The organism is Acidovorax sp. AC410 (assembly GCF_979253235.1).
The window spans coordinates 1944849-1968534 of the sequence record NZ_CEEDCG010000001.1 but is presented as its reverse complement, the minus strand read 5'-3'; the positions used below and the strand labels follow the sequence as shown (position 1 = coordinate 1968534).

General features: G+C 68.2%; 27 protein-coding genes. 7 read left to right on the top strand and 20 right to left on the bottom strand.

Annotation, left to right across the window (positions count from 1 at the left end):
- Position 1: 1 nt before the first annotated feature.
- From AC0IZS_RS09115 to AC0IZS_RS09105, 3 genes are all read right to left on the bottom strand, one after another.
- The gene (locus AC0IZS_RS09115; protein ID WP_471635344.1) at positions 2-2455 is read right to left on the bottom strand and encodes a TonB-dependent siderophore receptor; all 2454 of its coding nucleotides are present in this window, start codon (positions 2453-2455) and stop codon (positions 2-4) included.
- A gap of 129 nt (positions 2456-2584) precedes the next feature.
- A complete protein-coding gene (locus tag AC0IZS_RS09110) occupies positions 2585-3667 on the bottom strand; it encodes a FecR family protein (protein ID WP_471635343.1) in 1083 nt (360 codons plus the stop codon).
- Between the two features lie 101 nt (positions 3668-3768).
- Positions 3769-4344: a sigma-70 family RNA polymerase sigma factor gene (locus tag AC0IZS_RS09105; RefSeq protein ID WP_471635342.1), complete on the bottom strand. Its 576-nt coding sequence runs from the start codon at positions 4342-4344 to the stop codon at positions 3769-3771.
- Between the two features lie 176 nt (positions 4345-4520).
- On the opposite strand from AC0IZS_RS09105, the gene AC0IZS_RS09100 reads away from it, so the two are divergent.
- Both AC0IZS_RS09100 and AC0IZS_RS09095 read left to right on the top strand, forming a co-directional pair.
- Positions 4521-5153: a flavin reductase family protein gene (locus tag AC0IZS_RS09100; protein WP_471635341.1), complete on the top strand. Its 633-nt coding sequence runs from the start codon at positions 4521-4523 to the stop codon at positions 5151-5153.
- A 97-nt stretch (positions 5154-5250) separates the two neighbouring features.
- Complete coding sequence (locus AC0IZS_RS09095; protein WP_471635340.1) at positions 5251-6666, top strand: hypothetical protein; 1416 nt, start codon at positions 5251-5253, stop codon at positions 6664-6666.
- 7 nt (positions 6667-6673) lie between these two features.
- On the opposite strand, the gene AC0IZS_RS09090 is transcribed toward AC0IZS_RS09095, so the two are convergent.
- The 16 genes from AC0IZS_RS09090 to mnmG all read right to left on the bottom strand — a co-directional run bounded on the left by AC0IZS_RS09090 (position 6674) and on the right by mnmG (position 19571).
- Positions 6674-7624 carry an alpha/beta fold hydrolase gene (locus tag AC0IZS_RS09090; RefSeq protein WP_471635339.1) on the bottom strand — a complete coding sequence of 317 codons (951 nt, stop codon included), beginning with the start codon at positions 7622-7624 and terminating at the stop codon, positions 6674-6676.
- Between the two features lie 34 nt (positions 7625-7658).
- Positions 7659-8585, bottom strand: coding sequence for a hypothetical protein (locus tag AC0IZS_RS09085; RefSeq protein WP_471635338.1), 927 nt, complete (start codon positions 8583-8585; stop codon positions 7659-7661).
- 28 nt (positions 8586-8613) lie between these two features.
- A complete protein-coding gene (lpoB, locus tag AC0IZS_RS09080) occupies positions 8614-9231 on the bottom strand; it encodes a penicillin-binding protein activator LpoB (RefSeq protein ID WP_471635337.1) in 618 nt (205 codons plus the stop codon).
- Positions 9232-9260: 29 nt separating this feature from the next.
- Positions 9261-9659, bottom strand: a complete 399-nt coding sequence (locus AC0IZS_RS09075) for a YcfL family putative periplasmic lipoprotein (protein WP_471635336.1) — start codon at positions 9657-9659, stop codon at positions 9261-9263.
- Positions 9660-9691: 32 nt separating this feature from the next.
- Positions 9692-11236 carry a COG3014 family protein gene (locus AC0IZS_RS09070; RefSeq protein ID WP_471635335.1) on the bottom strand — a complete coding sequence of 515 codons (1545 nt, stop codon included), beginning with the start codon at positions 11234-11236 and terminating at the stop codon, positions 9692-9694.
- Positions 11233-11559: a hypothetical protein gene (locus AC0IZS_RS09065; protein WP_471635334.1), complete on the bottom strand. Its 327-nt coding sequence runs from the start codon at positions 11557-11559 to the stop codon at positions 11233-11235. The genes AC0IZS_RS09070 and AC0IZS_RS09065 overlap by 4 nt, the downstream gene beginning before the upstream one ends.
- 1 nt (position 11560) lies before the next feature.
- On the bottom strand, positions 11561-12313 hold the full coding sequence (locus AC0IZS_RS09060) for a class I SAM-dependent methyltransferase (protein ID WP_471635333.1): 753 nt from the start codon (positions 12311-12313) through the stop codon (positions 11561-11563).
- Positions 12313-12462: a hypothetical protein gene (locus AC0IZS_RS09055; protein WP_471635332.1), complete on the bottom strand. Its 150-nt coding sequence runs from the start codon at positions 12460-12462 to the stop codon at positions 12313-12315. The genes AC0IZS_RS09060 and AC0IZS_RS09055 overlap by 1 nt, the downstream gene beginning before the upstream one ends.
- A 169-nt stretch (positions 12463-12631) precedes the next feature.
- Positions 12632-13549 carry a ParB/RepB/Spo0J family partition protein gene (locus tag AC0IZS_RS09050; RefSeq protein ID WP_471635331.1) on the bottom strand — a complete coding sequence of 306 codons (918 nt, stop codon included), beginning with the start codon at positions 13547-13549 and terminating at the stop codon, positions 12632-12634.
- A 56-nt stretch (positions 13550-13605) separates the two neighbouring features.
- Positions 13606-13902, bottom strand: coding sequence for a cupin domain-containing protein (locus AC0IZS_RS09045; protein ID WP_471635330.1), 297 nt, complete (start codon positions 13900-13902; stop codon positions 13606-13608).
- A gap of 5 nt (positions 13903-13907) precedes the next feature.
- The gene (locus tag AC0IZS_RS09040; RefSeq protein ID WP_471635329.1) at positions 13908-14477 is read right to left on the bottom strand and encodes an RBBP9/YdeN family alpha/beta hydrolase; all 570 of its coding nucleotides are present in this window, start codon (positions 14475-14477) and stop codon (positions 13908-13910) included.
- Between the two features lie 35 nt (positions 14478-14512).
- Positions 14513-15313, bottom strand: a complete 801-nt coding sequence (locus AC0IZS_RS09035; protein ID WP_471635328.1) for a ParA family protein — start codon at positions 15311-15313, stop codon at positions 14513-14515.
- A gap of 16 nt (positions 15314-15329) precedes the next feature.
- Positions 15330-15944, bottom strand: coding sequence for a LysE family transporter (locus AC0IZS_RS09030; RefSeq protein ID WP_471635327.1), 615 nt, complete (start codon positions 15942-15944; stop codon positions 15330-15332).
- Positions 15945-16068: 124 nt separating this feature from the next.
- On the bottom strand, positions 16069-16746 hold the full coding sequence (rsmG, locus tag AC0IZS_RS09025) for a 16S rRNA (guanine(527)-N(7))-methyltransferase RsmG (protein WP_471635326.1): 678 nt from the start codon (positions 16744-16746) through the stop codon (positions 16069-16071).
- Positions 16747-16840: 94 nt separating this feature from the next.
- Positions 16841-17620: a hypothetical protein gene (locus AC0IZS_RS09020; protein ID WP_471635325.1), complete on the bottom strand. Its 780-nt coding sequence runs from the start codon at positions 17618-17620 to the stop codon at positions 16841-16843.
- The gene (gene mnmG, locus AC0IZS_RS09015) at positions 17598-19571 is read right to left on the bottom strand and encodes a tRNA uridine-5-carboxymethylaminomethyl(34) synthesis enzyme MnmG (RefSeq protein WP_471635324.1); all 1974 of its coding nucleotides are present in this window, start codon (positions 19569-19571) and stop codon (positions 17598-17600) included. Before mnmG ends, AC0IZS_RS09020 begins: the two co-directional genes overlap by 23 nt.
- A gap of 211 nt (positions 19572-19782) precedes the next feature.
- On the opposite strand from mnmG, the gene AC0IZS_RS09010 reads away from it, so the two are divergent.
- The 4 genes from AC0IZS_RS09010 (at position 19783) to AC0IZS_RS08995 (ending at position 21833) form a co-directional block, all read left to right on the top strand.
- Positions 19783-20337, top strand: a complete 555-nt coding sequence (locus AC0IZS_RS09010; RefSeq protein ID WP_471635323.1) for a Crp/Fnr family transcriptional regulator — start codon at positions 19783-19785, stop codon at positions 20335-20337.
- A 76-nt stretch (positions 20338-20413) separates the two neighbouring features.
- Entirely contained in the window at positions 20414-20899 is a 486-nt protein-coding gene (locus AC0IZS_RS09005; RefSeq protein ID WP_471635322.1) for an anthrone oxygenase family protein, read from the top strand.
- A gap of 47 nt (positions 20900-20946) precedes the next feature.
- On the top strand, positions 20947-21537 hold the full coding sequence (locus AC0IZS_RS09000; RefSeq protein WP_471635321.1) for an NADPH-dependent FMN reductase: 591 nt from the start codon (positions 20947-20949) through the stop codon (positions 21535-21537).
- A 35-nt stretch (positions 21538-21572) separates the two neighbouring features.
- On the top strand, positions 21573-21833 hold the full coding sequence (locus tag AC0IZS_RS08995) for a YkgJ family cysteine cluster protein (protein WP_471635320.1): 261 nt from the start codon (positions 21573-21575) through the stop codon (positions 21831-21833).
- An 18-nt stretch (positions 21834-21851) separates the two neighbouring features.
- On the opposite strand, the gene AC0IZS_RS08990 is transcribed toward AC0IZS_RS08995, so the two are convergent.
- Positions 21852-22349 (bottom strand): Lrp/AsnC family transcriptional regulator, encoded by a 498-nt coding sequence (locus tag AC0IZS_RS08990; protein ID WP_471639489.1) that lies wholly within the window; start codon positions 22347-22349, stop codon positions 21852-21854.
- A 159-nt stretch (positions 22350-22508) separates the two neighbouring features.
- On the opposite strand from AC0IZS_RS08990, the gene AC0IZS_RS08985 reads away from it, so the two are divergent.
- Positions 22509-23681 carry a M20 aminoacylase family protein gene (locus tag AC0IZS_RS08985; RefSeq protein WP_471635319.1) on the top strand — a complete coding sequence of 391 codons (1173 nt, stop codon included), beginning with the start codon at positions 22509-22511 and terminating at the stop codon, positions 23679-23681.
- Positions 23682-23686: the final 5 nt, after the last annotated feature.

Here is a 23686-nt window from a genome sequence, read left to right as displayed (position 1 = left end):
CTCAGAAGCGCACGTCGACCCCCACGCGCAGGTTGCGCGGGGTGCCGTAGTAGGCATTGCCGACGGTGTTGTAGTACACCTTGTCGAACAGGTTGCCGACGTTGGCCGTGACGGCCACGGTGTCGGTCACGGCGTAGCGCGCCATCAGGTCCACCACGGCATAGGCCGGCTGCGTGAAGCGTGTGCGCGCGGCGCCCTGGTTGTCGCGGTAGATTGGGTTCTGCCAGCGCAGGCCGCCGCCCACCGTCAGGCCCTTGCCAATACCGGCGATGCGGTAGCTGGTGAACAGCTTGAGCGTGTTCTGCGGCACATCGGTGTTCAGGCGGGCGCGCAGGCGGTCGTGCGTGATGTTGCGCGAGAAGCCGGCGGACACCTGCCAGCCCGGCTGTACCTCGCCCGAGGCCTCCAGCTCGAAGCCGCGCGTGCTGGTGCCCGAGACGGCCTGGTAGGCCTGGCTGCCATCGGGCGCGAAGACGTTGGGGATGGCCACGCCCAGGTTGTCCTGGCGCGCCTTGTAGACGGCGCCGGAGACGTTGAGCCGGTCGTTCAGGAAGGCGCCCTTGATGCCGAGTTCGAAGCTGTCGCCGGTCTGCGGGTCCAGGTAGTCGCCGTTGACCAGGCGCAGGTTCTGCGGCGTGAAGATGCTGGTGTAGCTGGCGTAGGCCGACCAGTTGCGGTCGATGTCGTAGACGGCGCCCAGGTAGGGAATCACCTCGCCGGTTTCACCGCGGTCGGTGATGGTGATGGCGCCCGTGGAGTAGCGGGTGCTGGTCTGGTAGCGGCTCCAGTCCACCAGGCGCAGCCCGGCCAGCAGGGCCAGGCGGTCGGTGGGCTTCAAACGCACGGTGGCATAGGCGCTGTTCAGGCGCTCGTCCGACGTGGCGCGGCCGATGCTCGGGTTGTTGGGCTCCGCAGGGGAGGTGCCATCCCACGTGTAGATATTGCCGATGGCGCTGCTCCAGCCGGCATGCGTCCAGTTGGTGTAGTTGGGCGCCCGGTAGCTGGTGCGCGACATCTGCGCGCCGAAGGCGATGTCGTGCTTGCGGCCCAGCAGGTCGAAGCGGCCCGTGGCCTGCACGTCCAGGCTGTCCTGGCGCGGCTTGGCGGTCCAGCGGCCGGCCCACAGCGTGACGCCGGCGCCGGTCTCGCGCACGGGGGCACCGCCGCTGGCGTAGCCGATCATCTCGTCGTAGAAGTTCGTGGTGCGGGTAGCGGTGGCCTTGACCTTCCAGTCGTCGTTGAAACGGTGCTCGAGCGCCGCGAACACCGAGGTGTAGTGGCGCTGCGAGTAGGCCCAGGGCGGCGCGGCCGAGGCCGAGCGCGCCCATTCGGTGCGCGTACCGTCCGCGTAGTAGGCCGGCAGGCCGCCGCGTGCATGGCCCGTGGCGTCGTGGTGCTGCACCGAGGCACCGGCGAACAACTGGGTGTCGGGCGTGAGGTCGGCCTCGACCACGCCGTAGAGCAGCTTCTTGCGCTCCTTCAAGCGGTCGATGTAGGAGTCGTTGTCCTGCGCTGCAGCCACGATGCGCCCGCGCACGCTGCCCGAGGCGTTCAGCGGGGAGGAGATATCCACCTCGGCGCGCGCATGGTTCCACGAGCCGGCTTCGGCCCGCACCTGGCCCTGGAAGTCGGCCGTGGGGCGCTTGCGGATCAGGTTGATGGCCGCGCCCGGCGTGCCCACGCCGTTCATCAGGCCCGAGGCGCCGCGCACCACCTCGACCCGGTCGAACATGGCCATGTCGTTGGTCTGGAAGATGCTCGAGTAGTTCGAGTCCGTCTGGCGCACGCCGTCGAGCATGTAGGTGTTGACGCTGAAGCCACGCGAGTAGATGGGCGAGGTGTCCGATCCCTGGTTGCCGCCCTGGCTGAACACCAGGCCCGGGGTCTGCGCCACCACGTCGGGCAACTGGGTCAGGCCCTGGTCTTCCATGCGCTGGCGCGTGATGACGCTGACCGACTGCGGCGTCTCGCGCAGCGACAGGCCCAGCGGCGTGGCCGTGCCGGCCTGGCGCGTGGTGTAGGAGCCGGTGTTCTCGGTCAGGCCGCTGCGCTCGCCCGCAGCGGTCACGCGCACCTCGGACAGGGTGCTGCTGCCGGCGGCGGGCGCGGCGCCTGAAGCGGGCACCGGGATGCGCTGCACGGTGACGGCCGTGCCATCGATCACGGCCACCAGGCCGCTGCCGGTCAGCAGCCGGTCCAGCGCCTCGCGCGGCGTGAGCAGACCCGCCACGGCTGGCGCCGTGCGGCCCGCCACCAGGGCCGGCTGCACGATCAGTTCCAGCCGCGTCTGGCGCGCCAGGTCGTTGAGGGCCTGGGCCAGCGGCTGGGCGGCAATGCTCAGCTGCACTGCCGGCTGCCCGGCCACTGCGGGCTGGGCCTGCACGGCAGAGGTTGCAGCAAGGGCCAGCATGGCGGCAAGGGCGAGCGGTGCGGGACGGAATCGGTGGCGGCGCATGGACAGGGGTTCCCCGGTGTTGGATTTGAATAAGACGCTTTCTCAGGTAGACGCAGCACGGCGCCCGAACCCCAGGTCGCCGGGGAAAATTTTTTTGCGAGGGACATCGGCCCCTGGCGGGGCCCGGAATCAGGGCGCCGCGACGATCTCGGTCGTGGCGGCCTCGCCGCCCTGCGCCGCTGGCGCCTGCATGCGCACCGGCAGCACCTGGGGCAGCACGCGCACGAAGTTGTCGAGCCGGCGCGGATCGAAGGTGCCGGTCAGGCGCAGCGCCGCGACCTCGGGGTCGCGCACCGTGAGCTGCGTGGGACCGTAGCGGCCGAACTCGGCCAGCGCCTGGGCCAGGGGGGTGTTGTCGAAGCTCACCCGGCTTTCGCGCCAGGGCGCGATGCCCGAGGGCGGCACGGCCGCCACCGGCCCGAGCCGGCCTATGGCATCGCTGGCGACCTGCTGGCCGGCGGTGAGCTCCACCACGGCCCCGGAGGCTGCGGCCGGCGCATCGGCACGGGCCACGCGCACACGCCCCTCCTCCACCGCCACGCGCACGCCCTCCTCGCCCGGGATGCCCGGGGTGTTGCGCACCGAGAAGCGCGTGCCCACCACGGTGATGCGCAGCGGGCCGGCCAGCACGTCAAAGGGCCGCGCGGCATCGCCCTGCACGCGGAACACGGCCTGCCCCTCGGGCAGCCGCACTTCGCGGCGCTGGCGGAACAAGGCCACGTCGATGGCCGTGGCGGTGTCCAGCCGCAGGTGGCTGCCATCGGGCAGTTGCACATCCACCTGCTCGCCGGTGCGGGTGGCGATGTGCTTCTCGAACAGCGGCTGCTGCTGCCAGTGCTGCCAGGCGAGCAGGCCGCCTGCCGCCACCACGGCCACGCAAGCCACGGAGGCGGCCATGGCGGCACTGCCGGCCCAGGCCCCGGCCCGCCAGCCGCGTGCCGGCCTGGCGGCTTCGGCCCGCTCGCGCGCCAAGTCCTGTGCCAGGTGGGCGCGCAATCGGGCCACGCCCTGCACCGGCAGGGCATCGAGCTGCTGCCAGTCGGCCTGCCAGCGCGCGAAGGCGTCGGCATGCGCCGGGTCCTGGGCCTGCCAGGCGGCGAGTTCGCGCGCCTCCCCCTCGCTGAGCCCGCCACGGCTGCGCACGAACCAGGCGAGCGCATCGCGCTCGGCAGGGCCCGGCTCATGGCGTGGGGAGGACTGGTCGGTGGTCATGCAAAGGTTCGGGGCCAACGGCCTGGCAGCGATTGTCGGTGCCAGGCCACTCAAGGGTGTAGACGCATGGGCGCCGAAAAACCCCAGGTAGGCAGGTCAGGTCAAGGCAGGCGCTCCCCGGCATCGGCAGCCATGTCCATCGCGTCGCGACAGCGCCGGCAGGCCTGCATGGCGCGCTGGATGTGCTGCTCCACCATCTTGCGCGAGATGCCCATCTGCGCAGCCACCTCGGCATGCGAGAGGCCGTCGAACTTGTGCAGGATGAAGGCCTCGCGGCAGCGCAGCGGCAAGGCATCGATGGTCGCCAGCATCGCCTGCATGCCCTGGGAGGACGCCGCCAGGGCCTCGGGCCCCAGGGCGGCCGGCGCCGCCAGCTCGGCCACGTCGGGCAGCGGCGGCTCATCGCTGGCGCCGCCGGGCAAAGCTTCGCGCACGGTGTTGCGCCGGTGCTGGTCCACCAGCAGGTTGCGCACCGTGCGGTACAGCAGGGCCCGCGGCTGGGCGATGGCCTGGCCCGAGCGCTGCAGCATGAGGACGCGCGCATAGGCTTCGTGCACCAGGTCGGCCGCGTTCTCGCGGCCGCGCGCGGTGCGGGCGAAGTAGTTCAGCAGTTCCTGGTAGTAGCGGGCCAGCACGGCGCGAAGGGACAGTGGATCAACAGGCGGACCGGCCACCATGGCAAATGCGAATTATTCTCAGTATTGTAGAGGAGCAGCCCCTTGCTGCTGCAAGGGAGCCCCCGCCACCTGGCCGGCTTTCTACCCTGCCCGCCATCAACCCCGGCCGTGCACAAGGGGCGCGCTTCACGTATGGTGGCGGTTCAGCCCTCCCACTACCCCACCCCGCACCGCCCATGGCCACGCCCGCACCCTCCTCCATCCACAGCTACGAGCCGCGCAACGGCCATGGCCTGCCGCACGACCCGTTCAACGCCATCGTCGGGCCGCGCCCGATTGGCTGGATCTCGACGCAGAGCGCCGCAGGCGCGCTGAACCTGGCACCCTACAGTTTTTTCAACGCCTTCAACTACGTGCCGCCCATCGTGGGCTTTGCGAGCATCGGCTACAAGGACACGGTGCGCAATGTCGAGGAGACGGGCGAGTTCGTCTGGAACCTGGCCACGCGCAGCCTGGCCGAGGCCATGAACCAGAGCTGCGCGGCCGTGCCGCCCGAGGTCGACGAGTTCGCTCTGGCTGGGCTCACCCCGCAGGCCAGCACCCAGGTGGCGCCACCGCGCGTGGCCGAAAGCCCGGTGGCCTTCGAATGCCGGCGCACGCAGATCCTGCAATTGCAGGGTCTCGACGGAGCCCAGGTGCCGACCTGGCTGGTGCTGGGCGAGGTGGTGGCCATCCATATCGACAAGGCGTTTCTCAGGGACGGGATCTACGACACGGCCGCTGCGGGCCATATCCTGCGCGCGGGGGGGCCGGCCGACTATTTCACGGTCGGCCCGGAGCAACTGTTCAAGATGTACCGCCCCCGCTGAAACCGGTCCGGCACGGTTGCCACCGGTTACAAGTGAGGGCAAGCGGCGGGAAAGCAGGCGTGGCAGCATCCGAGGTGAGCCCCTCAGGAGACACGCCATGCCCCGCCCTTCTCTCGCCCTGCTGGCCTCGCTGGCGCTGCTCGCCAGTGCTGCCGTGGCCGCGCCCACCGTGGGCCCCTGCCCCGTGCTGCCGGCCGACCATGTGTTCAACACGCGCATCGACCAGTTGCCGGTACACCCGCAGTCGGCAGCCTTTTTGCAGACCATCAGCACCGGCAGCCGGCGCCTGCACCTGGACCTGGGCCAGAGCGAGGACATGGCCAGCACCGAGTACTGGGGCATTCCGTACAACGTGGTGCAGGGCAGCAAGATCACCTGGCCTGCGGTCTACTTCGATGCCGACGGAGCCCCCGACGAAAGCGATTGCGCGCGCGCCGACGGCAGCCTGGCGCGGCCCTGCACGGGCCTCGCCAGCCCCGCGCGCCTGCCCTTCCCGCTACAGCCCAAGGTGGAAGGCGGCATCAGCAGCAACAAGGCGGTCTACAACGACCACCACATCCTCAGCGTGGACACCGACACCTGCACGCTGTGGGAGAGCTACCTGAGCTATGCCCGGCCCGATGGCGGCTGGGACATCTACAGCAGCGCGGCCTTCGACCTGCGCTCGAACGCGCTGCGTCCCGCGGGCTGGACCTCGTCGGATGCGGCGGGCTTCCCGATCTTCCCGCTGCTGTTGCGCGCCGAGGAGGCCAGCACCGGCGAGATCCAGCACGCACTGCGCTTCACCATCCAGAGCAGCAAGATCCGCACAAGCTACACCTGGCCGGCGCGCCACCTTACGCGCAACGGCGATGCCTCGGCCGCCAAGCCGCCCATGGGCCAGCTGTTCCGCCTGCGCGCCGACTACCCGGTGCCCGAGAACTACACGGCGCAGGCCAAGGCCATCCTCAACGCGCTCAAGCGCTATGGCATGTACATCGCCGACGGCGGCTCGGACATGTACATCACGGGCGACCCGAGCCGCCTGTGGCAGGACGCGACCATCTCCCAGGTGCAGACCGTGCCGCACACGGCCTTCGAGGCGGTGGACCTCTCGCCCATCGCCGCGCGCGCGGGCTTCAGCCCCGACAGCGGGCGCGTGCCGCCCGCAGCGGGCACCACACCCGCAGGCTTCTCAGCCACCGCCGAGGGCACGGTGCAGTCGCTGCGGCTGACCGGGCGCGTGCAGCCCGCATCGGGCGATGTGGGCCAGGGCGGGGTGGTCTATGTCGTGGCCGTGGTGCCGGGCGTGGGCGTGGCGGTGCTGTCGCCGCAGGGCTGGACGCTGTTCAACGGCGCCTCGACGCCCGCACCGGCATGGCAGGGCACGCTGACGGCGTCGCAGACCGTGCCGATCCTGGAACTGGTCAATGTGAGCGGCCTGCGCGGCACGCAGTTCTTCCTGGGCTACGGCACCAGCCTGGCGGACATGCTGAACAACGGCAAGTTCCAGCTGATCTACACCGTGCCCTGAAGTCGGCTCAGCGCGACAGCGGCGCGCACAGCCCCTGCTGCGGGTCGCGCGCCCACTGCTCGAGCCAGGCCCACAGCTGCTGCACGCCGTCGCGGCCCGGGCTTTGCAGGCCATGGTCGGCACCCGGAATTTCCCGCACACACCAAGGCGCCGTACGGCCCGCAGCCAGCCGGGCACCTTGCTCAAAAGCAGCCGGCGGCACCAGCGCATCCGCACCGCCCCACACCTGCAGCACGGGCCAGGGCCCCTCGCGCAGGGGATGGGCCAGCGGCCAGTGCCACAGGTCGCGCCAATAGCCCAGGCTGCGGCCCTGCGCCATCGTGCTGTCGGGCAGGCTGCCGGCCTGCAGGCGGCCCAAGGCCTCCCAGTCGGCCGAGACACCCAGGCGCTGCGCCTGCAGGGCACCCGCTTCGCGCGGGTCGAGCCCGCTCGCGGACAGCAGAACCAGGCCCGCCAACCCGGGCACCTCGGGTGCGAGCGCGGGCAGCAGCTCGGCCCCTTCGGAGATGCCGACCAACACCTGGGGCAGCGCGGGCAGGCCGCGGGCCTGGCGCTCCCGGGCATCGGCGCGCAGCGCGGCACGGGCATGCCCGCGCCAGGCCGAGAGGCGGTCGGCCTGCACGAAATCGGCTGCGCAGGCGCCGGCCGCCGTGCGCGCACCGGGCGCCACGCCGGGCTTGTGCAGCACCAGCACCTCGGCATGCAGCAGGCCGGCAAAGTAGCGGTCGGCCAGCGGCCCCATGCCGGCGCAGCCGGAGCCGGGCACCACGATCACGCGGTAGCGCAGCGGCGCGGTGCGCTCGGGCCGCTGCAGGGCCCGCACGCGCGCCTCTCCCACCCCGGGCAGCGGATGGGGCGCGAAGGCCGTGGCATCCGCAACAGCCTCAGGCCCCGGCTGCGCCGCGCAGCCGGCCACGAAAAAGGCCAGCGCAAGGCTGGCCTTCAGGGTGGGACGCATGCGGCCCGTCATGGCGGCAAGGGACCCGTGAAGCTCACTTGAGGATCAGCACCTGATCGGGCTGCTGGGGCACGGGCATGGGCTGGCCGCCGCCCTGGTAGACCACGGGCGGTGGCGGTGGGCGCACGCCGCGTGCCAGTTGGGCATCGGTGTAGCCGAGCTGGCCGGCCAGCTGCTCGTACACGCTCTGTGCCAGGCTGCGCGAGGTTTCGCTGATCACCTTGGCCCGGTTGGGCGGGGCGATGTCGCCGCGGTTGGACAGGATCTTGGTGTCGTTGCCTTCGCCCTGTGCGGAGAAGGCGGCCTTGATCTCGTAGGTGCGGGTGTTGATCAGCGAGAAGTCGGCCAAGAGCTGCAGGCCATACTGGCGCGTGGCGCTGCTCGTGCCCTGCAGGGGCGAGAGCGCGTCGGTGAAGTTGATGCTGGAGACCACGCCGAAGAGCACGTAGTCGGCACCGGCGAACTCGCCCTTCTTGATGCGGGCGGTCACGTTGGCCACCTGGTTCTGCGCCTGGGGCGTGGCCATCCTGCCGGTCTGCACCTGGTTGAGCACCTGCTCGGCCTTGCTGTTCTGCGGCTTGCCGGCGTCGAAGCCCTTGCCCTGCACCAGCCGGAAGTAGGTGCCTTGCAGCAGCGCGCCTTTGATGTCGTTGGTGTAGCCGCCGAGTTCGCGCTGCTCGATGTAGCTGTAGCGGCCGGCCACATAGGTACCGCTGGCCTGTTCGGAGGCCTGCATCGAGTGGCTGCCCGAGCCGCCGTACATGCCGTGGCTTGCGCTGCCGCTGGCGCTCATCTGGGCGCTGCGCTGGTAGGCGCCGGCCACGAAATACTCCGAGACCTGCTGGGCGTAGGCCAGGTCGGTCACGGCGATCTTGGGGGCCGCGTTCTGTGCCTGGGCGCTCGCGCCGAAGGTCAGGGCCAGCACGGACAGTGCGGCCGCGAGGGTGGTTCTGCGTTGCATGGTGAAGTCCTTTCAGTACCGTGGTCGATCAGCGCTTGCTGGTCTTGCGGATTTCTTTCTCGTCCTGCCATTCCACGGTGCCTTCCTGCACGTCGAACAGCTTGAGCGTGAACTTGTAGTACACGTCCTTGGTGGAGTTGCTCTGCTTGACGATGCTGGTCAGCTCGCCTTCCATGCTGTACTTGGCGGCCGTCATCTGGCCGACCTTGGCGGTGGTGCCCTGCTTGTACAGGCCGCTCTGGTTCTGGCGCTGCAGTTCGTCCACGCCCTGCTGCATCTCGTTGATGGAGCGCACGAAGCGCACCTTGCCGGACTTGACCAGCGAGGTCTGGATCGAGTTCATCACGTTGGTGGTGTCGATGTACTCGCTGGTCTTGTTCTTCACGGTGGAGATGGTCACCGTGGGGCGGCCCTGGAAGATGCCCGTTTCGAGCAGGCCGCCGGTCATCTTCTCGGCGATCATCTGCAGGTCGGTGGAGCCGAACTCGTTGGTCACCAGCTCCACGGCCTTGGAGTCGCCGTAGTTGACCTGGCGGTCAAAGCGCACGGTGGGCGAGGACAGGTTCTGGCAGGCCGAGAGGGCCAGGGTGCTGGCTGCGAAGGCCAGGATGAGCGCGGTGCGCTGGATGCTGCTGTTGCGTTGCATGGTGTGTTCTCCGGTCGGGGCTGTGGGGTTCAGCGCGGTTCTACGTTCATTTCCAGGCGCAGGTCTGCTGCGGCACTGTTGGGGGCGACGCTCTTGACGGTCTGCTGGCCCAGGCCGAGCACACTCATCTGCTTCCACGACTCTCCGTCACCCACCTGGTTGCCCACCTGGTCCACCCACTTGAAGCGGTAGAACACGGTGCGGTCGGTGCGACCCATGTTGGACATGTCGGCCTCGACCACCAGGACGTCGTTCTTGCGCACGATGCGCATCTCGCGCACGGCGATGCTGTTGGCTTCGCCGCGCAGCGCCACCTTGGAGGCCACGGCGATGGGGGTCGCAGGGTCGTGCAGCTGGGCGTGGGCCGCAGCGCCGGTCAGTGCCATCACGGCGACGCCGATGGCGGTCAGGTGGGTGCGGATAGTCATGGATAAGGCTCCTTGGAAAACGGTCTGTCGGTTCAGTTCTTGGCCGGGGTCACGGGCGCTTGCGCGGGCTTGGCCGCAGGCCGCGTGCGGTTGTTGGTGGTGGTCTTGGTGGTCGTCGTCGTTGAGATCGTCTTGGTGGACGATGAAGGCACGTCGACCGCCGGGGCCACGGCGGCAGTGGAAGCCGCTGCAGCCAGCTGGCCGACCGATGCCACGTCGCCCATGATCACGCTGTTTTCGTACAGGCGCAGGGGCACCAGGGCGTACTGGCCGTCGATCTTGACCGGCACGGGCAGCGCTCGACCATTGATGGTCACCGTGTGCTCGCCCGGTGGCAGGTAGCCGCGGGCCACGTACACGCGGCCAGGCAGCATGCGCCACATGCGGTCGTCAGCCTGCTCGGTGGCCGAAGCAGCCACGGCGCCCACGATGCCGCCCAACAGGCCGCCCTTCTTCTGCAACTGGTCCTGCATCACGCCCTTGGCCACGGCGCGGGTGAAGCCGCGCAGCACCATCCCGGGCATTTCATCCTTCAGGGCGCGGCGTGCCATCACGTTCACGTCGACCACTTTTTCGAGCTTCAAGTCCGTGCCGGCGGCCGACAGGTTGGTCAGCGGCGCATCGCGCGAGGGCTCGATCACGGGGTAGGAGACGCTCACCGTGGTCCAGCGGCTGCCCACGGGCACGGGCAGCGTGAAGGCACGGGGCTTGCGCGCGGGGGCGTCGCCGGCCTCGACCACGAACAGCACGTCGGTCATGCGCTGGCGGCGCTTCCAGGTGAAGCTGGTGCGGCTGTCCAGGCCGCGCAGGCCTTCTTCGAGCACGCCGGTCTCGGGCTTGAGCTCGATGGCCTTGCGGTAGCCCGGCGCAGCCAGGCCCGGCTCGTTGAGCATCTCGTACAGGAAGCCGGCCAGGTAGTGGCTCAGGGCGTTCTGGTAGCCGTTCTTCAGGGCCAGCACTTCGGGGTCGTTGAAGGTCTCGACGGGGTAGCCGTTGAGCTCCTTGCCGCCCGAGCTGGCGCCCTTGGACTTGGCTTCCTGCTCGGCCGCCAGGGTTTCCTTGGAGCGGAACTCGGCGATGATGGCTTCGCGTTCGTGCGTGCGCTTGATGTCCACGCGGGCGTTCTCCACGTCGCCCACGGCCACGCGGTTGAGCGCCAGGCGAGTGGTCAGCCAGACCTTCTCGTAGTCCTGGCCTTCATAGGCCTTCAGGCGCTCGCTGATCAACGCGGCACCCACGGTGCCCATGAGCTTTTGCGGGTTGCTCTTGGCGGTGTCTTCCCATTCCTTGACCTTCACGTCGGCCAGCAGGAAGGCATTCGTGCTGTCCGCGTAGCGGCGGTCCATGCGCAGCAGTTCGCCGCGCTCCATGTTGAAGAGCAGTGCGGTCTTTTCTTCCTCGGTCTTGGCCGTGGATTCGAGCTGTGCGATGGCGGCGGGAATCCCGCCGCTGCGGCCTGCGCCCTGCACGTCCGTGGCGAGCTTGTCGTGGCTCTGCATCGTCGCGCAGCCTGTGAGGGCGGCGCTCAGCGCCAGCACCCACAGAAGGCGGGGACGGAATTGGGGACGGGTGGTCATGAATACTCCTTGTGAATGGATCGGGTGTTCACCAGAAAACCCCGGCGACGCGCCCCTGCAGCAACAGGAATGCTGCGGCGGACACCGAAAGGGGTGCCGCACGCGGCAAGCCGCTGGCGAAGGAGGTTGTCGACCGGACAAGGAAAGCTGTGCAGGACCTCGCGCTCCCTCCTGGCGCTGATCCTCGCGGTTGCGGCTGCAAGCCCCTTGTGGCTGTGAATTTCTTGGTTTTTGTGTGCTCTGAAGCCAGGGCGCAATGTAGCAAAAGGATGTATCTTTTCTGTAACCGGCAACGGGTTGGAAAAACAGTTGTAGCGGTGCATTTCAGGCCCCCTTGTCCGCAAGCATCGGCAGGCGGTAGATCCACACCACACGCCCGCCGGGCGCACGCAGCTGGGCGCTGGGCAGCAGGCCGGGCACGGCGAACTCCAGGCTCACCAGCCAGGAACCGGCAGCCATCTCAGCCTGGGCCTTGGCGGCCGCGCGGGCCATGCTCTCGGGGCGCTGGAACAGGTAGACCATCTGGTAGCCGCTCCAGTCGGCGTGCCACATGTCGCCGCGGCGCACCTTGGCCCAGGGGCAGCGCAGCGCGCAGGCCAGGCGCAGCGGCCAGCTCCATTCCAGCCCTTCCAGGCGGGCATCCGGGTAGGCGTGGCGCAGGGCGATGAGCCCGTCGCCCACGCCGCAGCCCGCATCGAGGATACGGGCTGCGGGCGCCACCGACGCCTGTACCGCCAACGCCTGCAGTGCATGGCGCGGCGTAGGGAAGATGGGCGCGTCGCGCCAGGCATTGAGGGGGTAGACCGCCAGCAGCAGGGCCAGCGGCACCAGCCAGGCCCAGGCCGGCAGGCTGGCCACGCCGGTGATCGCCAGCGACAGCGGAAAGCCCAGTGCAATCAGCGCGCGGCGCCACCAGTTGGCACCCAGCAGGCTTGCGGCCGTGCCCAGCAGGCAGGCGGCCACCAGCGCCGCCATGGGGGGCACGGCCCGCTGCAGGCTGAGGTACAGCAGCCATGCTCCCGCCCACGCCAGCAGAGCGGGGAGAGGCCAGGGCAGCAGGCGCAGGGGCATATGCATCACAGGCCCAGAAGGCCTTGCAGAAAGTGGGCAGCGCCCGTAACGACCAGGCCCACAGTCTGCGCGCAAATCGCGCAAACGGCCATGCCCACAAGCCCCGTGGCCAGGGCGGCGGGATGCAGTGACGGCAGGCGGCTTGCGCGGGGCATGGAACTCTCCAGAACTCCCCCGGTGCACATGCCCCGGGATGGAATGGAGCGCAGTGTAGGCCGGCATGGCGCGCTGCAACACGCCTGTGCAGGCCTCCGCGGCACGATTGTGTGCACTTTGTCACGTGACCCCGCCCCGGTGCGGTGGGGCCACGCGCCCACAGGGGTTTTAGCCGCGCAGGCGCTCGATCAGGCCGTTGAGTTCTTCGATGGAGGCGAACTGGATGGCCAGCTCGCCCATGTCTTCCACACGCCCTGCCCGCTTCACGCGCTTCTTCACGCGCACCTCGACCTCGGCCATGAGCAGGTCGGAAAGCTCTTCTTCCACGCGCCGCAGGTCGCGCGATTTTTCCTTCTTGGGCTTTTGCGGCACCAGGCTGAACTCGGCGCCGATCTTCTTGACCAGGGCTTCGGCCTCGCGCACCGAGAGCTTCTTGGCCGCGATCTGGTTGCCGGCCGTGATCTGCGCCGCGCGGTCCAGCGACAGCAATGCGCGCGCATGGCCCATGTCGATGTCGCCGGCCATGAGCATGGTCTGCACCGGCTCGGCCAGGTTCAGCAGGCGCAGCAGGTTGCTGGCAGCGCTGCGCGAGCGGCCCACGGCCTGGGCGGCCAGTTCGTGCGTAAGCCCGAACTCGCGCACCAGGCGCTGCAGGCCATGGGCTTCTTCGAGAGGGTTCAGGTCCTCGCGCTGGATGTTCTCGATGAGCGCCATCGCGGCTGCGGCCTCGTTGGGCACGTCTCGCACCAGCACCGGCACGCGGTCCAGGCCGGCCAGGCGCGCGGCACGGAAGCGCCGCTCGCCGGCGATGATTTCGTACTTGCCGGCGTTCTCCCCGTCGGCCAAGCGCCGCACCAGGATGGGCTGCATGATGCCCTGCACCTTGATGCTCTCGGCCAACTCGTACAGCGCGCCCTCGTCCATGCGCGTGCGCGGCTGGTACATGCCGGGCACCATCTCGGCCAGGGTCAGCGCATTGGGCAGGCCGGCATCGGCCGCCTGGGCCTGCTCGGAGGCTTCGCTGACCTTGGGGCCCAGCAAGGCTTCGAGGCCGCGTCCGAGGCCCTTGGGTTTTTTGGTGACCATGGTGAGAAAAGCTTTCTTGTTGTGTTCAAAAAATCAGGGGCGTCGCCGCGCCACCGTCATTGGTCGATGATCACCAGCGTGCCATGGCTGCCCGGCGCCACCGCATGGGGCACGCCAGCAGGCACGATGAAGACCTCGCCGGCCTGCACCTCGGTGACCTGGCCCTGCAGGTCCAGGCGCATGCAACCTTCGACCACGAGCAGGGCCTCATCGAAATCATGCGTCTCATCGGGGTAGGCGCCGTCGTCCATGCGCAGCACCTTGACGTTGGCGTTGGCAGCCCGGCCGATGACGCGGGACGACCAGGCCTTTGGAAACGACCGGGCCTTTTCCAGCAGATTGGTTTTGGACATAGAGCTCAGGAGGTGGCAAGCGGTGGCATGGTGGACGACCGCAGCCCGCCCAGCAGGGCCTGGCCCTCGGGCCAGTCGGCCAGGCCCGATTCGGCATTGATGTGGCCGCGCTCGCCATAGTCGATGAAGCGCGCGCCCCAGGCCTGGGCCATGCCCTGGGCACGCTCGAAGCTGCAGTACGGGTCGTTGCGGCTGCCCACGAGCACGGAGGGGAACGGCAGGGCCTGGCGCGCAACCGGCGCCCAGCCCGGCAGGTAGCCGGCGATGTCCTCGCGCTCCACGTCACCCGGCGCAACCAGCAACGCACCCTTCACGCGGTGGGTGTGAGAGGAATGCGCGGCCCACCAGGCAGTGAGGATGCAGCCCAGGCTGTGCGCCACCAGCACCACGGGGCCGGGGGCGTCGACGATGGTTTCCTCCAGACGCGCGGTCCAGTCGCCGCGCAGCGGGCGCATCCAGTCGTGCTGCTCCACGCGCTCAAAGCCATGCAGCGCCTCCCATCGGCTCTGCCAATGGTCGGGGCCGGAACTCTGCCAGCCGGGCAGCACGAGCACGGTATCGGGGGATGCATTCATACTATGAATTTGATAGCAATCGGATAGATGCCCGGTCAGACAACCGCAGGTTTCTTGCCGAGCGCCTTCATGCTTTGCACACGCTCGACCATCTCCTGCGCGAACTCGATGAAGGCCTGGCTGCCCTTGGCCAGCGGGTCGAACACCACGCCGGGCAGGCCGTAGCTCGGTGCCTCGGCCAGGCGCACGTTGCGCGGGATCATGGTGTTGAACACCTTGTCGCCGAAGTGGTCCTTGAGCTGCTCGCTCACCTGCTGCTGCAGGGTGATGCGCGGGTCGAACATCACGCGCAACAGGCCGATGATCTGCAGGTCGGCATTCAGGTTGGCATGCACCTGCTTGATGGTGTTGACCAGGTCGGTCAGGCCTTCGAGCGCGAAGTACTCGCACTGCATGGGCACGATCACGCCATGGGCCGAGCACAGGCCGTTCAAGGTCAGCATCGACAGCGAGGGCGGGCAGTCGATGAGCACGAAGTCGTAGTCCGCATCCACCTCGGCGAGTGCCGCCTTGAGGCGCTTTTCGCGGTGCTCCAGCGCCACCAGTTCGACCTCGGCACCGGCCAGCTCGCGGTTGGCACCCAGCACGTGGTAGCCGCACTTTTCGCTCAGCACGGCCGCTTCGCGCACCGAAGCCGACTCGAGCAGCACGTCGTAGACCGTGAGGTCGAGCTTGCGCTTGTCCAGGTTCGACCCCATGGTGGCATTGCCCTGGGGATCCAGGTCGACCATCAGCACGCGCTGGCCGATCTTCGCCAGGCCGGCCGCCAGATTGACGGTGGTGGTGGTCTTGCCGACGCCACCCTTCTGGTTCGCAATGCAAAAAATCTGGGCCATGGAGTGGATGCCTTGTTTACTTCGAAATGGCCAGCTTGATGCCGAAGCCGATCAGGAACACGCCCGCGATTTTTTCGAGCACGCGGCCGATGGTGGGATTGGCGCGCATGCGCTCCGCCAGATGGTGGGTGAACAGCACGGCAATGAGTCCGTAGGCAAACGTCAGGGCCGCCACGGTGGCCGCCATCACGCCGAAGGTCAGCAGGCCCTGGTGGCGGGCCGGGTCGACGAACAGCGGGAAGAACGCCATGTAGAACACGATGGCCTTGGGGTTGAGCAAGGTGATCAGCGCGGCCTGCTTGAAGTAGTGGCGCGGCTCGATGTTGAGGATGGGCTGGGCGCCGGGCTTGGCCGTGAGCATCTTGAAACCCAGCCAGGCCAGGTAAGCGGCACCGAGCCACTGCGCTGCATGGAAGGCGGTGGGGTAGGTGGACAGCAGGGCGGCCACGCCGGCCACCGCCATCCACATCAGCACCTGGTCGCCGGCGATCACCCCCATGGTGGCGGCCAGGCCACCGCGGATGCCACCCTTGCTGGTGGAGGTGATCAGCGCCAGATTTCCCGGACCGGGGATTGCCAGGAACAACACGATGGCGGCCACGAAGGCGCCGTAATCCGCAATGCCAAACATGAGAAAGCCCCCAGGGGAAAGACGAGCCGCAAGCAGGCGAATACTGCTGCTGCAACAAACGACCGGCGAGCGGCGAGTTTACGCGACCCGTGCGCGCAGCCCTGCCCTTTTTACCAACGGCGGGTCACGCGGGACGCATCCAGACGATGCAGCGCTCGGCCTCCAGGCCCGGCACGACGAGTGGTTCCACGTGAAACACCTGCACGCTGGCAGGCAAGGCTGCGATTTCCTCTGCGGGGTGCTTGCCCTTCATGGCCAGCCAGACACTCTGCGCGCCAAGCGCCTGTCGCGACCAGGTGGTGAAATCCACCAGCGAGGCGAAGGCCCGGCTGGTCACCACATCGAACGGACCATCCAGGTTCTCGACCCGGGCATGCACGCCGCGCAGATTCGGCAGCTTGAGGGACACCGCCACCTGCTGGATGAAGGCAGCCTTCTTGGCCACCGTGTCCACGCAGCTCACATCCACCTCAGGGCAGCAGATGGCGATCACCACGCCTGGCAGTCCGGCCCCGGCCCCGACGTCGAGAAGGCGAGCGCCCTGCCCCGCAGGCAGTGCCGCCTGTGCGAGGGCCCGGCGCAGCGGCGGCACCGCCGCCAGGCTGTCCAGCAGGTGGTGGGTCAGCATCTCTTTCGGATCGCGCACGGCCGTAAGGTTGTAGACCTTGGTCCATTTCTGGATCAGGTCCAGGTAGCACAACAGGGCATCGGCCTGCGCGTCCGCGAGGGACACGCCGATTTGTTCGGCCGCCGAAAGCAGCGTGGAGCGAAAAGCCAGCGTGGTGGCGGAAGGAGTGTTCATGGGGTTTGGGGTGTCCATTGTTCAATTGGCAGCGCCCTGGTCGGTCAGCCATCGGGCAATGGTTTCACGTGGAACCATTGCACTCGGAGCGCCTTCAGGAGCCAGCACTGTTCCAGCAGTTGGCCGGCTGGTCCTTGGTCTGCACCCAGTAGCGGGTGCCCTGGCCCAGGGTGGTATTGGTGGTGCGCATGCCGGTGAGGCTGCCGCTGCCCAAGCCATCTTGCACATCGGCCATGCGCCAGCCACTGCCCAGCTCCTTCTCACACCGGGCCGAGGCCAGTGCTGCCGAAGTCAGGATGGCACCCATCACGGGCTGGGTGGGCGCCAGCATTCCGCCGGTCCAGCCGGCATAGGTGGTTTCCACGCCCCCGGCAGGTTTGGCGGCCGTGCCCGGTTGGATGCACAGCACCGGCAGGACCACGCGGCACGAGGTGTCGCCTTGCTGGTGGTTGCAGGGATGGTCATCCTTCAAGGGCCGGTCCGTCGCATGGGGTTCTCCGGCACAGCCCAGGCGTGCGACCTCGGCGGGCATCGTGGCATCGTCTGCCACCACCGCAAAGGTAAGGCCGTGGCCAATACCTGGGCTGGCGGCCGCTGGCGCTGCAGCCGCGGGCACCGCAACAGAAGCCGCCAACTGCGCCGGGCGGGAGGAAACACGAGCGCCCCCCGACAGCACAGAGCCCTCCTTGCCAGCCTGCGCCCCTGCGCGCTTGTCCCGCTCGTGCTTCATCCACAGCGGAATGGCCAGCAGCAGCACCAGTACGGCCACCACGGCGATGGCGCGCACCATCAGCAGCTCACCCCGCTGGCGCGCGCGCAGCCCTGCCCCGCTCTTGCCGACCACAGGCCGCTCAGTGCGCGGGCGCTTCTGCATGGGCACGTGCACCGGCAATTCCGCGGAAGGCGCCCTTCTTGAGGTGCACCATGAGCAACGAGATCGTGGCGGGCGTAATGCCCGAGATGCGCGATGCCAGGCCCAGCGTCTCGGGGCGGAGGCGGCTCAGGATCTGGCGCGCCTCGATGGAGAGGGCCGCCACCTGCATGTAATCCAGGTCGTCCGGCAGCTTGAGGTTTTCGTAGTGGGCGGCACGCTCCACTTCGTCCTTCTGGCGGTCGATGTAGCCCGAGTACTTGGCCGCGATCTCCAGCTGCTCGATCACGGATTCGCTCAAGGCACCCAGGGTTTCACGTGAAACATCGGCCGTGGCGTATTTGCCACCGTCCATGCCCACCAGGGATGCATAGCCCACATCGGGCCGGCGCAGCAGTTCGAACAGGTTGTATTCGTGCTCGATGCTCTTTCCCAGCACCCGCTCGGACTCTGCCGCCGGCAGGTTGCGCGGGTTCACCCAGGTGGCCTTGAGGCGCTCTGTTTCACGTGAAACAGCGTCGCGCTTGCGGCTGAAAGCCTCCCAGCGGGCATCGTCCACCAGGCCCATCTTGCGGCCCATTTCGGTCAGGCGCAGGTCGGCGTTGTCCTCGCGCAGCTGCAGGCGGAACTCGGCGCGGCTGGTGAACATGCGGTAGGGCTCGTTCACTCCCTTCGTGATCAGGTCGTCGACCAGCACGCCCAGGTAGGCCTCGTCGCGGCCGGGCAGCCAGGGCGCATCGCCACGGCACTGCAAGGCGGCGTTGACACCGGCGAACAGGCCCTGGGCCGCAGCCTCCTCGTAGCCCGTGGTGCCATTGATCTGGCCTGCGAAGAAAAGGCCCTCGATCTGGCGCGTCTCGAAGCTGCTCTTGAGCGAGCGCGGGTCGAAGTAGTCGTACTCGATGGCATAGCCCGGGCGCAGGATGTGCGCGTTCTCCAACCCCGGCATGCTGCGCACCAGCTCGTACTGGATGTCGAACGGCAGGCTGGTACTGATACCGTTGGGGTAGTACTCGTGCGTGGTCAAGCCCTCCGGCTCCAGGAAGATCTGGTGGCTGTCCTTGTCGGCAAAGCGGTTGATCTTGTCTTCCACGCTCGGGCAATAGCGCGGGCCCACCCCCTCGATCTTGCCCGTGAACATGGGACTGCGGTCGAAGCCGCTGCGGATGATGTCGTGCGTGCGCTCGTTGGTGTGCGTCACCCAGCACGGCATCTGCCGCGGGTGCATGGCCGCATTGCCCATGAAGCTGAACACCGGCACCGTGCCCTCGTTCACGCCGCCGAGCATGCCGTCGCCAGGCTGTTCGGCACACTTCGAAAAGTCGATGCTGCGCCCATCCAGGCGCGGCGGCGTGCCGGTCTTCAGGCGCCCTTGGGGCAGCTTGAGTTCCTTGAGGCGCGCCGAAAGCGACACGGCGGGTGGGTCCCCTGCCCGGCCGGCGGCATAGTTGTTCAGGCCCACGTGGATCTTGCCATCGAGGAAGGTGCCAGCCGTGAGTACCACGGTGCGCGAACGGAAGCGGATGCCCACCTGCGTCACGGCACCCACCACCCGGTCGCCCTCCACCATCAGGTCGTCCACTGCCTGCTGGAACAACCACAGGTTGGGCTGGTTCTCCAGCATGCGACGGATGGCAGCCTTGTACAGAATGCGGTCGGCCTGGGCGCGGGTGGCGCGCACGGCAGGGCCCTTGGAGCTGTTGAGGATGCGGAACTGGATGCCGCCCTCGTCAGTGGCCAGCGCCATGGCGCCGCCCAGGGCATCCACCTCCTTGACGAGGTGGCCCTTGCCGATGCCACCGATGCTGGGGTTGCAGCTCATCTGTCCCAGCGTCTCGATGTTGTGCGTGAGCAGCAGCGTCTTGCTGCCCATGCGGGCAGCCGCCAGCGCGGCCTCGGTACCGGCATGGCCACCGCCGACGACAATCACATCAAATTCCTGGGGGTACAACATGGGAGCGCTCCGGGGCCTGTCGGGCCCGATAATCAAAAATCCCGGTACGACACCTGTGGCCGGGCCCCGCCTGGGCCTGCCGTGTGTACCGCCCCCGCCCGGGTGCGGGGGTGCAAGCCTGCACCCTGCCCCGGCGGGCAACCCGGGATTTTCCCACTTTGCGCCCACCGTGTCTGCCCACAGCCCTCTGACCCACTTTCTCACCCGACTGGTGGGCGATCCGCCCGTACCGGTGGCGTCATGGTGGAGCAGTGCCCAGGCCATTGATCTGCAACGGGGCCAGCCCTTGTTGCGCGCCGGTGAAACCTGGCGCCATCTGTGGTGGGTGGAGCGCGGCATCCTGAGGTTGTACCTGGTGGACAGAGACGGAGCGGAAGCCAACAAGAACTTCTTTCTCGATGGCGCGATGTTCTGGCCGATCACGCCCAGCCTGCGACAACAACCAGCAATGTTCCACGTGGAACCCTTGGAGGACAGCCGGGTCTGGGCGCTTCCCATGCCTGCACCGGGAATGCCAGGGGCCACCGATGGCTGGGCTGCCTGGGCGGCGCTCGAGCACCGAGCCCTCTGCGCCCAGCTCGATGGCAAGATGCAGCGCGAGCAGGAATTTCTGCAGTTGAGTGCGCGCGAGCGCTATGCCCGGCTGCTGGCCCAGCACCCCGACTGGCCAGAGCGCATCGCGCTGCGGCACCTCGCGTCCTACCTGGGCGTCACCGATGTCACGCTCTCACGCGTGCGCAGCGAGATGGGCCTTATCAAAGGTTAAGGCAACAAGCCATCGCCATGGGCACAGTGGGCTCCATGCCTACTACCCCCCTTCCCACCTGCACTCCGCCATCGCCATGGCTCCCCATTTCCTGGCGGTCGTCTGGCTCGGCCTCATGGCCGGCTTCTTCGGCACCTACAGCGCCAATGTGAACCTGGCCATGCTGCAGATGGATGGCGCGACCTACGCCACCGTGCAGTCGGCCCTGAACCGCAACGTGCGCCACAGCCTGTTCTTTGCGCTGTTCTTCGGCCCACCCGTCTGGTGCGCGCTGGCCCTGGCCACCGGCTGGGCCCGGCGCCGCGAAGGCTGGTGGCCCATGCTGGCGGTGATTCTCGTGGCTTATGCCCTGGGCATCATCCTCTTCACCCAACAGGTGAACCTGCCGCTCAATGTGACCACCGAGGCCTGGAACCCGCAGCTGCCGCCCGCCGACTGGGCCCAGGTGCGCGCGCGCTGGAACGCCGCCAACCTCTGGCGCGCCCTCCTCAGCCTGGCCTCCTTCGTGGCGGCGCTGGCCACCCTGGTGTGGCGGCTGGCTGCGCCCCAGGCAGACAGCTAGCCTGCGCTTGCAGGAATCCTGCCTGGCGCCTGTGCTCCAATCCAGCCATGCACAAGAACTCCCTCCTCGTCTTCGCCGGCAGCACGCGCCAGCAATCGTTCAACCGGCGTCTGGCCCACGCGACCGCCGCGATCGCCCGCGATGCCGGCGCCGAGGTCACGCTGCTGGAGCTGTCGGACTACGATATCCCCATGTACAACGCCGACCTCGAAGCCCAGGGCACGCCGGCCGACGTGGTGCGCCTCAAGCAGGTGCTGTGGGAGCACCCGGCCTGGATCGTCTGCTCGCCCGAGTACAACGGCAGCTACACCGCCCTGCTCAAGAACACCATCGACTGGGCGTCGAGCCCTGTGGGCGGCAACCCCGCGTGGCAGGACGGCACCAAGCCCTTCCGCGGCAAGGTCGTGGGCATGCTCAGCGCCTCCAACGGCGGCCTGGGCGGCCTGCGCTCGCAAAGCCACCTGGCACCGCTGCTGCACAACCTGGAATGCTGGCTCGCGCCCAAGGCCTTTGCCCTGGGCCAGGCCAGCACGGCTTTCGACGAAGCCGGTGCCCTGGTGCAGCCAGCCCACCGCGAGCGCGTGCGCGCCGTGGTCGACCAGGTGCTCTGGGCGTCCGCGCGCCTGAACGCAGCCTGAGCTATCAAAACAATAGCAACCGAACAGCGATAGGAATGCAGTGCCGGTCCGGCTGCGGCGCCTGTTGCACCGCCCCGTCCATCAGCTCGCCCATCCCCGGCATGCCACAGGGCAAGCCGGCGGGCGTGCGCTGCATCCAGCTCGGGGATGATGCTCGCTGCCTCATTTTTGGGCACCCTGCACGACCTGCAGTCTGCAGCGGCCTGCAGCCCTCGGTTGAGATGTGCGCCGACAGCACGCCAGCGGCCATGGCTTTCCTCACCCGGCTCGAAGACCTCACCCGGCCCTCGGCCTGAGCATCCCCGCGGGCGCGGCTAGTCCTCGTCGTCGCCCTTGTCCGCCTCGGGCGGCACGTCCAGTGCCACGCGCGTCTCGAACTTGGAGCAGTTCATCGCGAACGTGCTCTTGAAGTTGCGCACGTTGTTGTTCGAGGAGAACACCTCGCGCGTGAACGCATGGTAGCGCTCCATCGACGCCGAGTTGATGATCAGCAGAAAGTCGAACTCGCCCGACACCTCGTAGCAGGCCATCACGTCGTCCTGCGCGGCCATCTTGGCCTCGAAGTTGCGCAGCAGCGCATCGTTCTGCTTGTCCAGCTCCACCGACACGAACACCGTGAGCGCGCGCCCCACGCGCTGCCGGTTCACCACCGCGACCTGCTTGAGCAGGATTCCCGCCGCCCGCAGAATGGCAATGCGGCGCTGGCAGGTGGCCGGTGAGCTGTTCACCTTGCGGGCCAGCACACGCAGGGGCTGCGAAGCGTCCTCCTGCAGCAGGTTGAGGATCTGGATGTCCAGGCGGTCAAGGTTCATGGCCCCACCCACGATACCAAAGGACTTATGGGACAAATGCATCACGCTTCTCCAAATTGTGAGACAGGTGCCTCATTGAACGCCGTATTGCGGTGGTTTCAACCGGGCGCGAACGCCAACAATGTGTAGGAACCATCCGACACCTGGGACCGCATTGCCATGACCACCACCGCCGCCGATTTCGACCAGCAGCTCGTGCGCTGGCGCCACCACCTGCACCGGCACCCCGAATCCGGCTTCAACGAAGTGCACACGGCCGAGTACGTGGCGCGCATCCTCACGGCACTGGGCCTCGACGTCCATCGAGGCATTGGCGGCACCGGGGTGGTGGCCAACCTCAGCGTGGGCAGCGGCGGCCCCACCATCGGCCTGCGCGCCGACATGGACGCGCTGGCCATGGGCGAATCCGCACCCGGCCGCGCCCATGCCTCTCAGAACGCAGGCTGCATGCATGCGTGCGGGCACGACGGCCATATGGCCATGGTGCTGGGTGCCGCCCAGCTATTGGCCGAGCGGCGCGACTTCCACGGCACGGTGCGCTTCATCTTCCAACCGGCCGAGGAACATGGCCGGGGAGCCGCCGCGATGATGGCCGACGGGCTGTTCGAGCGCTTTCCGGTCGACGAGATCTATGGCGCACACAACATCCCGGGCATGCCGGCCGGCCACATGGCCATCCGCAGCGGCGGCATCATGGCCAGCGAGGACAACTTCGTCATCGCGATCACCGGCCGCGGCGGCCACGCGGCCCGCCCGCACATGGCGGTGGACCCGCTGGTCATCGGCGCAGAGATCGTGCTCGCGCTGCAGACCGTGGTGGCCCGCTCGGTGGACCCGAGCCAGCCCGCCGTCATCTCATGCACCGAGTTCACCACCGACGGCATTCGCAATGCCCTGCCCAGCCACGTCACCATCAAGGGCGATACGCGCAGCTATTCGCCGGCGGTCCAGGCGCTCCTGGAAAAACGCATGCGCGAGATCTGCGAAGGCATCTGCGCGGCGCACGGCGCCACATGCGCCTTCACGTACACGCACGAGTTCGCGCCTACCGTGAACTGGCCGGAGTGCGTGGACACGGCTGTGGCAGCAGCCGAGGCCGTGGTGGGCGCAGAACGCCTGGACCGCAACATCACCCCGATGATGATCTCCGAGGATTTCGGCGCCTTCCTGCAGGTGGTCCCAGGCGCCTTCATGTTCATCGGCAACGGCGAGGCCGGCAGCCCCGGCGGCGTGCCCCTGCACAACGCCGGCTACGACTTCAACGACGCTGTGCTGCCCATCGGCGCGCGCTACTTCGCCGAGATCGCGCGCCAGCGCCTGCCCATTTCCTGAACCCC

Bases quoted from the DNA above. Each gene is read 5' to 3' on its own strand.
- AC0IZS_RS09095 (WP_471635340.1), top strand. From the start codon at position 5,251: ATGCCCCGCCCTTCTCTCGCCCTGCTGGCCTCGCTGGCGCTGCTCGCC.
- AC0IZS_RS09005 (WP_471635322.1), top strand. From the start codon at position 20,414: ATGGCTCCCCATTTCCTGGCGGTCGTCTGGCTCGGCCTCATGGCCGGC.
- AC0IZS_RS09075 (WP_471635336.1), bottom strand. From the start codon at position 9,659: ATGACTATCCGCACCCACCTGACCGCCATCGGCGTCGCCGTGATGGCA.
- lpoB (WP_471635337.1), bottom strand. From the start codon at position 9,231: ATGCAACGCAACAGCAGCATCCAGCGCACCGCGCTCATCCTGGCCTTC.
- mnmG (WP_471635324.1), bottom strand. From the start codon at position 19,571: ATGTTGTACCCCCAGGAATTTGATGTGATTGTCGTCGGCGGTGGCCAT.
- AC0IZS_RS08995 (WP_471635320.1), top strand. From the start codon at position 21,573: ATGCAGTGCCGGTCCGGCTGCGGCGCCTGTTGCACCGCCCCGTCCATC.
- AC0IZS_RS09000 (WP_471635321.1), top strand. From the start codon at position 20,947: ATGCACAAGAACTCCCTCCTCGTCTTCGCCGGCAGCACGCGCCAGCAA.
- AC0IZS_RS09070 (WP_471635335.1), bottom strand. From the start codon at position 11,236: ATGACCACCCGTCCCCAATTCCGTCCCCGCCTTCTGTGGGTGCTGGCG.
- AC0IZS_RS09100 (WP_471635341.1), top strand. From the start codon at position 4,521: ATGGCCACGCCCGCACCCTCCTCCATCCACAGCTACGAGCCGCGCAAC.
- AC0IZS_RS09065 (WP_471635334.1), bottom strand. From the start codon at position 11,559: ATGCACCGCTACAACTGTTTTTCCAACCCGTTGCCGGTTACAGAAAAG.
- AC0IZS_RS09105 (WP_471635342.1), bottom strand. From the start codon at position 4,344: ATGGTGGCCGGTCCGCCTGTTGATCCACTGTCCCTTCGCGCCGTGCTG.
- AC0IZS_RS09085 (WP_471635338.1), bottom strand. From the start codon at position 8,585: ATGCAACGCAGAACCACCCTCGCGGCCGCACTGTCCGTGCTGGCCCTG.
- AC0IZS_RS09030 (WP_471635327.1), bottom strand. From the start codon at position 15,944: ATGTTTGGCATTGCGGATTACGGCGCCTTCGTGGCCGCCATCGTGTTG.
- AC0IZS_RS09055 (WP_471635332.1), bottom strand. From the start codon at position 12,462: ATGCCCCGCGCAAGCCGCCTGCCGTCACTGCATCCCGCCGCCCTGGCC.
- AC0IZS_RS09040 (WP_471635329.1), bottom strand. From the start codon at position 14,477: ATGAATGCATCCCCCGATACCGTGCTCGTGCTGCCCGGCTGGCAGAGT.
- AC0IZS_RS09035 (WP_471635328.1), bottom strand. From the start codon at position 15,313: ATGGCCCAGATTTTTTGCATTGCGAACCAGAAGGGTGGCGTCGGCAAG.
- AC0IZS_RS08990 (WP_471639489.1), bottom strand. From the start codon at position 22,349: ATGAACCTTGACCGCCTGGACATCCAGATCCTCAACCTGCTGCAGGAG.
- AC0IZS_RS09090 (WP_471635339.1), bottom strand. From the start codon at position 7,624: ATGCGTCCCACCCTGAAGGCCAGCCTTGCGCTGGCCTTTTTCGTGGCC.
- AC0IZS_RS09020 (WP_471635325.1), bottom strand. From the start codon at position 17,620: ATGCAGAAGCGCCCGCGCACTGAGCGGCCTGTGGTCGGCAAGAGCGGG.
- AC0IZS_RS09060 (WP_471635333.1), bottom strand. From the start codon at position 12,313: ATGCATATGCCCCTGCGCCTGCTGCCCTGGCCTCTCCCCGCTCTGCTG.
- AC0IZS_RS09045 (WP_471635330.1), bottom strand. From the start codon at position 13,902: ATGTCCAAAACCAATCTGCTGGAAAAGGCCCGGTCGTTTCCAAAGGCC.
- AC0IZS_RS09050 (WP_471635331.1), bottom strand. From the start codon at position 13,549: ATGGTCACCAAAAAACCCAAGGGCCTCGGACGCGGCCTCGAAGCCTTG.
- AC0IZS_RS08985 (WP_471635319.1), top strand. From the start codon at position 22,509: ATGACCACCACCGCCGCCGATTTCGACCAGCAGCTCGTGCGCTGGCGC.
- AC0IZS_RS09110 (WP_471635343.1), bottom strand. From the start codon at position 3,667: ATGACCACCGACCAGTCCTCCCCACGCCATGAGCCGGGCCCTGCCGAG.
- rsmG (WP_471635326.1), bottom strand. From the start codon at position 16,746: ATGAACACTCCTTCCGCCACCACGCTGGCTTTTCGCTCCACGCTGCTT.
- AC0IZS_RS09115 (WP_471635344.1), bottom strand. From the start codon at position 2,455: ATGCGCCGCCACCGATTCCGTCCCGCACCGCTCGCCCTTGCCGCCATG.